At 73.4% G+C, this 9,772-nt stretch carries 11 protein-coding genes; 5 read left to right on the top strand and 6 right to left on the bottom strand.

Going from position 1 to position 9,772, the window contains the following annotated elements; translation table 11 throughout:
* Nucleotides 1-226 precede the first annotated feature (226 nt).
* Nucleotides 227-622 carry a hypothetical protein gene (locus KDL28_RS34035; protein ID WP_252445283.1) on the top strand — a complete coding sequence of 132 codons (396 nt, stop codon included), beginning with the start codon at nt 227-229 and terminating at the stop codon, nt 620-622.
* 58 nt (nt 623-680) lie between these two features.
* On the opposite strand, the gene KDL28_RS34030 is transcribed toward KDL28_RS34035, so the two are convergent.
* Complete coding sequence (locus KDL28_RS34030; protein ID WP_372497153.1) at nt 681-1,451, bottom strand: isoprenyl transferase; 771 nt, start codon at nt 1,449-1,451, stop codon at nt 681-683.
* 174 nt (nt 1,452-1,625) lie between these two features.
* On the opposite strand from KDL28_RS34030, the gene trhA reads away from it, so the two are divergent.
* Nucleotides 1,626-2,249, top strand: a complete 624-nt coding sequence (gene trhA / locus KDL28_RS34025; protein WP_252445287.1) for a PAQR family membrane homeostasis protein TrhA — start codon at nt 1,626-1,628, stop codon at nt 2,247-2,249.
* A gap of 54 nt (nt 2,250-2,303) precedes the next feature.
* On the opposite strand, the gene KDL28_RS34020 is transcribed toward trhA, so the two are convergent.
* On the bottom strand, nt 2,304-2,966 hold the full coding sequence (locus KDL28_RS34020) for a TetR/AcrR family transcriptional regulator (protein ID WP_252445281.1): 663 nt from the start codon (nt 2,964-2,966) through the stop codon (nt 2,304-2,306).
* A 101-nt stretch (nt 2,967-3,067) separates the two neighbouring features.
* Between KDL28_RS34020 and KDL28_RS34015 the strand changes: the two genes are divergently transcribed.
* Together KDL28_RS34015 and KDL28_RS34010 are read left to right on the top strand one after the other, a co-directional pair.
* Nucleotides 3,068-4,276 (top strand): cytochrome P450, encoded by a 1,209-nt coding sequence (locus KDL28_RS34015; protein ID WP_252445279.1) that lies wholly within the window; start codon nt 3,068-3,070, stop codon nt 4,274-4,276.
* Between the two features lie 7 nt (nt 4,277-4,283).
* Nucleotides 4,284-4,472: a ferredoxin gene (locus KDL28_RS34010; protein ID WP_252445277.1), complete on the top strand. Its 189-nt coding sequence runs from the start codon at nt 4,284-4,286 to the stop codon at nt 4,470-4,472.
* Nucleotides 4,473-4,523: 51 nt separating this feature from the next.
* Here the strand turns inward: KDL28_RS34010 and abmR are convergent, their stop codons facing one another.
* The 4 genes from abmR to mca all read right to left on the bottom strand — a co-directional run bounded on the left by abmR (nt 4,524) and on the right by mca (nt 8,610).
* Entirely contained in the window at nt 4,524-5,126 is a 603-nt protein-coding gene (gene abmR, locus KDL28_RS34005; RefSeq protein WP_252445285.1) for an ATP-binding transcription factor AbmR, read from the bottom strand.
* Nucleotides 5,127-5,238: 112 nt separating this feature from the next.
* Nucleotides 5,239-7,251, bottom strand: a complete 2,013-nt coding sequence (locus tag KDL28_RS34000) for a thioredoxin domain-containing protein (protein ID WP_252445275.1) — start codon at nt 7,249-7,251, stop codon at nt 5,239-5,241.
* Between the two features lie 53 nt (nt 7,252-7,304).
* Nucleotides 7,305-7,664, bottom strand: a complete 360-nt coding sequence (locus KDL28_RS33995) for a hypothetical protein (protein WP_252445273.1) — start codon at nt 7,662-7,664, stop codon at nt 7,305-7,307.
* A gap of 19 nt (nt 7,665-7,683) precedes the next feature.
* Nucleotides 7,684-8,610, bottom strand: coding sequence for a mycothiol conjugate amidase Mca (mca, locus tag KDL28_RS33990; RefSeq protein ID WP_252445271.1), 927 nt, complete (start codon nt 8,608-8,610; stop codon nt 7,684-7,686).
* Between the two features lie 572 nt (nt 8,611-9,182).
* On the opposite strand from mca, the gene greA reads away from it, so the two are divergent.
* Nucleotides 9,183-9,677: a transcription elongation factor GreA gene (gene greA, locus KDL28_RS33985; RefSeq protein ID WP_252445269.1), complete on the top strand. Its 495-nt coding sequence runs from the start codon at nt 9,183-9,185 to the stop codon at nt 9,675-9,677.
* The last annotated feature ends 95 nt before the right edge of the window (nt 9,678-9,772 follow it).

Below are 9,772 nucleotides of genomic sequence, written 5' to 3'. Positions count from 1 at the left end.
CCACTCCCGTATCCGCCGGTCATCCCGCCGGTCGCCGCCCGGCGAGTACACCCGATCGAATGCGCATCCTCCGCGCACATTGCCGGAGCCACCCGATAGTGGTAGCCGATTTGGCACCGGGCGATCGGACGGCTACTTTCGACGAGTCGGCGAGTGCTCCCCATGTGAACGCCGACTCAGATCGGGTCGGACTTACACCGGCCCTGCGAATCAATCAGGAGAAACCGTGCTGAAGAAGGCTGGCATCGTCGTTGCCGTCACCGTGGCCGGGGTGTTCGCGCTGAGCCCTCTCGCGTTCGCCGACGACTTCACCAACATCGAGTCGGGGAACCTCAGCAACGACTGCGCGTTCTCCCAGACCGGCCCGGACATCGACTCCACCGTCACCGGTGGCGACGCGTTCCTCGGCGCGGGTGGCGCGGTCATCAACGCCATCGCGCCGGTGTCGGCGCCGGTCCAGGCGGGCAACTGCACCAACGTCAACGTGTCCGACGTGGTGGACAACAACTCCAACAACGTCGACGAGACCCGCATCCGGACCGAGATCGAGGACTCCTTCAACGAGTCCTTCGAGGCGGACGACGACGGCCCCTTCGGGCCGGGCTTCCCGTTCGAGGACTGATCTCGCAATCCTGAGGACGTGACGGAGGGGGCCGGCATCGCCGGCCCCCTCCGGCGCGTCAGGAGCCGAAGCGGCGGTGCCGGGCGGCGTAGTCGCGCAGCGCGCGCAGGAAGTCGATCCGGCGGAACGCCGGCCAGTACGCCTCGCAGAACCAGAACTCCGAGTGCGCCGACTGCCACATCAGGAACCCGGACAGCCGCTGCTCGCCGGAGGTGCGGATGACGAGGTCGGGGTCGGGTTGGCCGGAGGTGTAGAGGTGCGCGGCGATGTGGTCGACGTCGAGGACCTCGGCCAGCTCCTCGATCGTCGTGCCCGTCTCGGCGTGCTGGAGCAGCAGCTTGCGCACGGCGTCGGCGATCTCCTGGCGGCCGCCGTAGCCGACGGCGATGTTGAGCTCCAGGCCGGGGCGGTCGACCGTGCGCGCCGCGGCGGCGGTGAGCCGGTCGGCCATCGGGCGCGGCAGCATCTCCAGCGCCCCGACCAGGCGCAGCCGCCAGCGGGCGGCCGGGCCGCTCAGCTCGTCGACCACGTCGGTGATGATCTTGAGCAGCGGCTCCAGCTCGGCCGACGGGCGCAGCAGGTTGTCGGTGGACAGCAGCCACAGCGTCACGACCTCGACGCCGGCCTCCTCGCACCAGGCCAGCAGGTGCGCGATCTTGGCTGCGCCGACCCGGTGCCCGTCGTTGACGTCGACGAACCCGGCGTCGCGGGCCCAGCGGCGGTTGCCGTCGAGCATGAGGGCCACGTGCCGGGGCATCATCTCCGCCGGCGTCCGGGCGAGCTTCCAGCTCAGTCTCCGCTCGTACACCGAGTACAGCAGGTCGCGCACGCCCACGGCGGGACAGCCTACGCGCGGGCCCGCGGGCCCCCGTCCGCCACGGTCCGCCGGCCCCGCCTTCACCTGACCGACACGCTTCTCACAGGTTCGTCCCGTACGCTTTCCGCCGTGTCTACCGGGACTGCGGCGAGGCCCCCGATCGGCTCGACGCACATCAAGCCGCGGATGCGCGGCTGGCTGCACTTCTGGTCGTTCGCCGGCTCCATCGCCGCCTGCGCAACCCTCATCGCCGTGTCCGCCGCGCTGGTCGGCGGCGCGGCCGCCCTGGCCACGTCGGTCTACACGGTGACCACCCTGGGCCTGTTCGGCACCAGCGCGCTGTACCACCGGCGCACCTGGGCGACCGACCGCGGCCGCATCATCATGCGGCGGCTCGACCACTCGATGATCTTCCTGTTCATCGCGGGCACCTACACGCCGGTGGCCGCGCTGGCCATGGAGCCGGCGACCACCCGGTGGGTGCTCATCCTGGTCTGGGCGGGCGCGCTGGGCGGCGTCGTGCTCAAGATGATCTGGCCGCACGCCCCGGCCTGGCTGGGCGTGCCGATCTACATCGCGCTGGGCTGGGTGGCCGTCTTCGTGATCCCGGACATGCTCGCCGTGGGCGGCGTGGCGGCCCTCGTGCTGCTGCTCACCGGCGGCCTGCTCTACACGGTGGGCGGGGTGTTCTACGCCACGCACTGGCCCAACCCGTGGCCCCGCACCTTCGGGTACCACGAGTTCTTCCACGCCGCCACGGTCGTCGCGGCCATCTGCCACCACATCGCGATCTGGCTGCTGCTGTTCTGACGAGCGCGTTCGGGAGGACGGCGGGGCCGCGGCGGAGCCGAGGGGAGCGGCCGGCTACTCCGCCGCCTCGAGGTGGCGGTCCAGCTCGTCGGGGGTCAGTGGCTGCCGGCGCAGTGGCTCGGAGGCGTCCAGCGCGGTGGCGCGGAGGCCGCCGAGGAACAGCTCCAGCTGTCGGTCGGTCAGCAGCTCGTTGAGTTCGGCGCCGATGACGGGCAGCGGGCGGGACAGCTTGATGATGCTGGACAGCAGGTCGATGGCGCCGATCCCATGACGGAGCAGGCCGTCCTGCTGCGCGGTGCGGATGAGCTGCTCCATCCGCTCGATGAGCCGGTCGCGGCCCGCCTTCAGGTCCCCGCCTTCGCCGCGCATGTCCTCCTCGAGGCTCGAGGCCAGCATCGGCATGAAGACGCCGACCCGGAGCTCCACCAGCCGGCGCAGGAGCTGCGCCAACGCGCCCCAGGCGTCGGGGTGCGCGGCGGTAGCGCGGTCCAGCTCGTCACCGACCAGTGCCACGTTGTCCAGGGCGACCTGCCGGACGAGGGCGGGGCGGTCCGGGAACCGCCGGTAGAGGGTGGCGATGTTGACGCCCGCGCGGCGCGCGATCTCCTCCAGCGGCGCGTGGACGCCCTTCTCCAGGAAGACCTCCCGGGCCGCGGCGATGATCTGCTCACGGTTGCGGTGTGCGTCCGCCCGCAGCCGGATGGTGCCCTCGGTCAACCGGTACCCACTTCGTCGATGCGCAGGAAATCCCTTCGGTTGTGCTAGTTTACCGCCAGCAGTAACCGCAGGATTATCCTTCACTTATCGGGAGAGGGCTGATGTCCCAGACCACGCCTCCGGACAGCCGGAGCTTCCCGCTCCGGCGGCAGTGCCCGCTCGCCCCTCCGCCGGAGTACGACCGGCTGCGCGCCCAGGAGCCCGTCTCCGAGGTGCGGCTACCCACCGGCGGCACCGCCTGGCTGGTGACCCGCTACGAGGACGTCCGGACCGTGCTGAGCAGCCCTGCGTTCAGCGCCGACGGCACCCGCCCGGGCTTCCCCACGCTCCTCCCGGGGCACGAGCAGATCCTGCGGCGCCCGCCGTTCATCCGGATGGACCCGCCGCAGCACAGCTTCTACCGGCGCATGCTCACCCAGGAGTTCACCCTCAAGCGCGTCAGGACGATGCGGCCCGGCATCCAGACCACCGTGGACCGGCTGCTCGACGACCTGCTCGCCCGGACCCCGCCGGTGGACCTGGTCGAGGCGTTCGCGCTGCCCGCGCCGTCGCTGGTGATCTGCCAGCTGCTCGGTGTGCCCTACGACGACCACGAGTCGTTCCAGAGCAGGAGCAAGGCCGTCCTGTCCGGGGCGAGCACCGCGGAACAGTCCGCGACCGCGTTGGGTGGGCTGCGCGCCTACATGGATGGACTGATCACCCGCAAGCAGCGGGAGCCCGGCGACGACCTGCTGAGCAAGCTGGTCTCCGAGCAGCTGGAGCCCGCGGGCGAGCTGCGCCGGGATGAGCTGCTGATGATGTGCGTGATGCTGCTCAGCGCGGGACACGAGACCACCGCGAACATGATCTCGCTCGGCGCCGTCGCGCTACTGGAGCACCCCGACCAGCTCGCCGCGCTCCGGTCGGACCGCGGGCTGCTCCCCGGCGCCGTCGAGGAGCTGCTGCGCCACCTCAGCATCGCCGACCTCGTCACCACCCGGATCGCGGCCGAGGACACCGAGCTCGGCGGCACGGCGATCCGCGCGGGCGAGGGGGTCATCGCCCTGCTGGCCGCGGCCAACTGGGACCCGGGGGTGTTCCCCGAGCCCGAGCGGCTCGACGTCCACCGCGGCAACCGGCACCACGTCGGGTTCGGCTACGGCGTGCACCAGTGCCTCGGGCAGAACCTCGCCCGGTTGGAGCTGGAGATCGCGTTGTCCACCCTGTTCGCGCGCATCCCCACCCTGCGGGTCACCGTCCCGGTGGACGAGCTGCCCTACAAGCACGGGGGACTGCTCTTCGGCCTGCACGAGCTGCCCGTCAGCTGGTAGGTGGAGCATGCGGATCACCGCCGACACCACCGTCTGCATCGGCGCCGGCATGTGCGCGCTCACCGCGCCGGAGGTCTTCGACCAGGCCGACGACGGACTGGTCACGGTGCTCCTGCCGGACCCCGCCGAGGAGCTGCACGAGGCCGCGGCCGAGGCCGTCCGGCTGTGCCCCAGCGGGGCGCTCGGCGTCAGGTGAGCAACGCCGCCGCCTCGACCGCGGCCCCGGAAGCAGACCGGGGCCGCGGGCTCAGTCGTCGCTCGCGCCGGGCCCCTTGGTGCGCAGCTCGTCCACGCGGGCCATCGCCTCGCGCAGCTCGCCGAGCCACTCGTCGGCGTGCTGCCCGACCAGGCGCACGGCCCAGGCCAGCGCGTCCGAGCGGGAGCGGGCCACCCCGGAGTCGACCAGGGTGTCCAGCACGATCCGCTCGGGCTGGCGCAGCCGGGTCATCACCGGCACCGAGGCCACCGTGAACAGCTCGACCTCGTCGCCGATCCGCGCGCCCCATGCCACCTTGCGCTGGTAGCGGTGCTCGGCCTGGCGGGCGATCTCGATCCGCTCCTCGCGGGTGCTCTCCCGGAACCGGGAGATCCGCCCGGCGATCGCGGCGGCCCGGTCGGCCCGGCCGGCCTCGGTGTCGGCGAACTCGCCCTCCACCGGGGGCAGCTCCCCCACGATGACGATCTCCTCGCGGTCGACCGTCACCTCGGGTGCCGCGGTGAACCAGTCGTCCGGCAGCCTGCCCTGCAACCAGGCCGCCGCGTCGTCGGCCCCGGGCAGGTCGGCCTGCTGCCATCCGCCCCGGCCCGGTCCCCGTCCGCCGCGCCCGGCCCCGTGCCACCCGCGGTGCATCCGTCCCGACATCATCGCCACCTCCGTGTCTCGCAACAATTACGAGATTACACCGCAACTGTGTGAGTGGCGTTCTCTTCCGGCGAACCCTCCCGACGAGCTGTCGGAACGGTCAGGGCTGCAGCAGCAGGGCCGCGGTGAGCTCGGCCGCGGTCGTGACCGGGCGGTCGCAGACGAAGCCCCGGCACACGTACGCCGCCGCCCCGCCGTCGACGAGCGGGCGCCCGGCCAGCAGCGGCACCCCCGGCGCGTCCGGCTCGCCCCCGACGACCACCGTCCCGCCCGCGGAGATGCGCCGGGCGTGCGCCAGCAGCTCGGCACCACGGGCGTCGCCACCGACCACGGCCACCTGCAGCGGGCCGCGCTCCATCGCCTCCCCCGCGGTCAACCAGTGCCCGGCGAACCGGGGGTGGCGCACGACCAGCGTCCCGGCCGCGCGCAGCGCGGCCTCGGCGGCCGAGCGGTAGCGGGCCGGGTCGGCGCCCAGTACCGAGGCCGTCAGCAAGGCCGAGGTGAGCGCGGAGCTGCCGCACGGGGTGGCGTTGTCGGTCAGCTCCCGGGGGCGGTGCAGCAGCGCCTCGGCGTCGTCGGCGGTGTCGAAGAAGTGGCCGGGCCGGGCCGGATCGGCGAAGTGGTCGAGGGTGAGGTCGAGCAACCGGGTGGCGGCGTCGAGCCAGCGGCCCTCGCCGGTGGCCTGGTGCAGCGCCAGCAGCGCGTCGGCCAGGCAGGCGTGGTCCTCCAGCACCCCGGCCGCCGCGCCCACCCGTCCCCCGCGTGACGAGCGGCGCACCCGCCCGTCCACGACGTGCAGGTCGAGCAGCAGGTCGGCGGCCCGCGCGGCGGCCCGCACCCACTCCGGGTGCTCGAGCGCGGCACCGGCCTCGGCCAGCGCCAGGATCGCCAGCCCGTTCCAGGCGGTGATCACCTTGTCGTCGCGGGCCGGCTGCGGGCGCCGCGCCCTGGCGGCGAGCAGCCGTTCCCGCACGTCCGCCCAGCGCCGCGGGTCGTCCGGGTCGCGCGGGAGCTGCAGCGTCGACGACCCGTGCTCGAACGTGCCCCCCGCCGTGACCACGAGCAGCTCGGCGGCCCACCGGCCGTCGTCCTCGCCGAGGACCTCGCGCAGCTGCGCGGGGGTCCAGGCGTAGGTCAGGCCCTCGACGCCGTCGGTGTCGGCGTCCAGCGCCGAGGCGAACCCGCCCTCGGCGGTGCCGAGGTCGCGCAGCAGGAAGGCCGCCGTCTCCTCGGTGACGCGGCGCGGCAGCGGGTCGTCGGCGAGCCGGGCCAGGTGCCCGTAGACCCGCAGCAGCAGGGCGTTGTCGTAGAGCATCTTCTCGAAGTGCGGCACGACCCACCGCGCGTCGACGCTGTAGCGGGCGAACCCGCCGGCCAGCTGGTCGTGGATGCCGCCGCGGGCCATCCGCTCCGCGGTGACCGCCACCACCCGCAGCGACTCCGCCGAGCCGGTGCGCTCGTGCTGGCGCAGCAGGAACTCCAGCACCATCGACGGCGGGAACTTCGGCGCCCCGCCGAACCCGCCGGACTGCTCGTCGAAGGCCTCGACCGTGACGACCGCGGCGCGGTCGAGCGCGTCGGCGTCGACACCGGCGGGCGGCAGCAGCGCGGCCGCCCCGTCGGCCAGCCGGGAGGCGATCTGACCGGCGGAGCTGCGCACCCGCGCGCCGTCCTCGCGCCAGGCCTTGGTCACCGCGTCGAGCAACTGGCGGAACGCGGGCATGCCGTGGCGGGGCTCGCTCGGGTAGTAGGTGCCGCAGTGGAACGGCTCGCCCGCCGGGGTGAGGAAGCAGGTCATCGGCCAGCCGCCCTGCCCGGTCATCGCCTGCGTGGCCGCCATGTAGACGGCGTCGATGTCGGGCCGCTCCTCGCGGTCGACCTTGATGGCCACGTACTCGGCGTTGACCTGCGCGGCGATCGCGGGGTCCTCGAACGACTCGTGCGCCATGACGTGGCACCAGTGGCAGGCCGCGTAACCGACCGACAGCAGCACCGGGACGTCGCGCTCCGCGGCCTCGGCGAACGCCTCGTCCGACCACTCCCACCAGTCGATGGGGTTGTCGGCGTGCTGGAGCAGGTAGGGGCTGGTGGCAGCGGCGAGCCGGTTGGGCATGGGCCCAGCGTGTCAGGATCCGCCCACGGGCACCGGGTGGCCGCCCGCCGTGCTCAGCCGGAGTGGTCCTTCGTCGGGCCGAGGGGCTCGCCGGTCCGCGCCGGGGCGTCGCCCTCCGCGGCCGACGCGTCGGCCGGCCGCTCCGGCTCGGCGGCGGGATCCTCGGCGGCGCCGCCCGCCGCCCCCGGCCCGTCGAAGCTGGCCGGCAGCCGGCGGATGCGCTTGGTCATGGACCGGATGAGGAACACCGTGGCCAGCGCGAGCAGCAGGATGACGACCAGCGCGACGGGCGAGGCCTTGCCGAACTCCGGGCCCTGGCCCGGCGGCGGGGCGGGATCCTGCGCCGGGACGGCGACCACGGCCACCGCGTCGGTGACCGGGCCGCCCCCGGGGACGACCGATGACGTTCTCACGCCACCACGGTACCCACGCTCAGCTCGCCGGGCGCACGGCCACCTGCGCGTCCAGCCCGGTGAACAGGTCGTCCTCCGGGGTGGGGGCGTCGACGAGCGAGCGGACGAGCTCGTAGTCCTCGGTGGGCCAGATCTCGCGCAGCATGCCCGGCGGGACGAGGAACCAGCGGCTCGTCGGGTCGATCTGGGTGGCGTGGGCCTTGAGCGCCTCGTCGCGGACGGGGAAGTAGTCGGCGCACTCGACGCGGGTGGTGACGCGCTCGCCCGGGTCGCCCCGGTCGGCCGGCCAGTTCTCCAGCATCTCGCCGTAGGGCGACTCCAGGCCCGTGGCCAGCAGCGCCTCGTGCACGGCCACGATGCGCGCCCGGGAGAAGCCGTGCGAGTAGTACAGCTTCAGGGGCTGCCACGGGTCGCCTGCGCCGGGGTAGCGGTCGGGGTCGCCCGCGGCGTCGAAGGCCGCCATCGAGATCTCGTGGGTCTTGATGTGGTCGGGGTGGGGGTAGCCGCCGTTCTCGTCGTAGGTGACGACGACGTGCGGGCGGAACTCCCGGATCGCCCGGACCAGCGGCTCGGTGGCCTCCTCCAGGGGGACCAGGGCGAAGCAGCCCTCGGGCAGCGGGGGCTTGGGGTCGCCCTCGGGCAGGCCGGAGTCGACGAAGCCGAGCCAGCGGTGCTGCACGCCGAGGATCTCGGCCGCCCGCGCCATCTCCTCGCGACGGATCTCGGCCATGTTCTCCAGCACGTCCGGGCGGTCCATGGCCGGGTTGAGGATGCTGCCGGCCTCGCCGCCGGTACAGGTGACGACCATGACGTCGTGGCCCTCGGCCACGTAGCGGGCCATGGTCGCGGCGCCCTTGCTCGACTCGTCGTCGGGGTGGGCGTGCACGGCCATCAGCCGGAACGTGCCGCCGCCGTTCGCCTCTAGGTGTGTGCTGAGGTCAGCCATGGGGTGCGTCGCTGTCCTTCCGATGTCGCCGTCGGGGGCCGATGGTGCCGGACCGGTCCGACACTCTGCTCGATCGCTTCAACACCGCGCCGGGCGGCCTGCTTCCCGGCCCGCCACGGACGGTCGCGGGGGCGCGGTAGCCGCTCGGGCGCCCGCACCGGTCGCGACACGCCGGTTACGCACTGCGATACTGATACGTCACTCGATCGAGTGAGTGGCCGACCGCACGACGCCGCGCCACGAGTGGCCGATCCGCACCGCCCGCCGCTACGGTGTGCAGCCGACGAAAGGCGCGAACGGACGGGCCGGCGTCGCGGTCGGACCCACCGCACGCCACTGACCAGCACGTTCGTCCCGCTCGGGAACTCCTCGGGAGTCCCGACCGTTCGTCGAAAGGCTGCGACGAGCGGCAGTCCCCGTGTTACCGTGAGACGCACACGGCCCGCAGGCGGGTCGTGTTTTTCCTTACTCGGGGCTATGCCGCCGTCGGGTGCGGGGCCGTCCGGACCGGACGGCACCTCTCGCGGGCGAGCAGTCCGCGGCCGCAAGGACCCGGACAGGCTGGAGGAGTGATGACAGTGACGGACACCCAGGTGACCTGGCTTACCCAGGAGGCCTACGGACGGCTCAAGGCGGAGCTGGACGAGCTGATCGCCAACCGTCCGGTCATCGCTGCCGAGATCAACGCCCGCCGCGAGGAGGGCGACCTCAAGGAGAACGGCGGCTACCACGCCGCGCGCGAGGAGCAGGGCCAGCAGGAGGCCCGGATCCGCCAGCTGCAGGAACTGCTGCGCACCGCGCAGGTCGGCACCGCGCCCGCCAGCTCCGACATCGCCCAGCCCGGCATGGTCCTGGAACTGCGCTACGACGGCGACGACGACACCGAGACCGTGCTGCTGGGCTCCCGCGAGGAGGGCAGCCGCGCCGACCTCGAGGTCGTCTCGCCGCACTCCCCGCTGGGTGCCGCCCTGCTGGGCGCGCACATCGGCGACACCCGCGAGTACCCGCTGCCCAACGGCGGGCAGATGAAGGTCACGCTGGTCTCGGCCAAGCCGTTCGTGGGCTGAGCACCGCCCGTCGCGGGGGGGGGCCCCCCCCGGGGGGGGGGGCCCCCGGGCCGCGGGGCGCCCCCCCCCCCCCCCCCCGCGCCCGCTGGTCGACT

Origin of the sequence: Pseudonocardia humida, assembly GCF_023898865.1 — a bacterium.
Lineage (GTDB): Bacteria > Actinomycetota > Actinomycetes > Mycobacteriales > Pseudonocardiaceae > Pseudonocardia > Pseudonocardia humida.
This window is presented reverse-complemented; position numbering and strand designations above follow the sequence as displayed.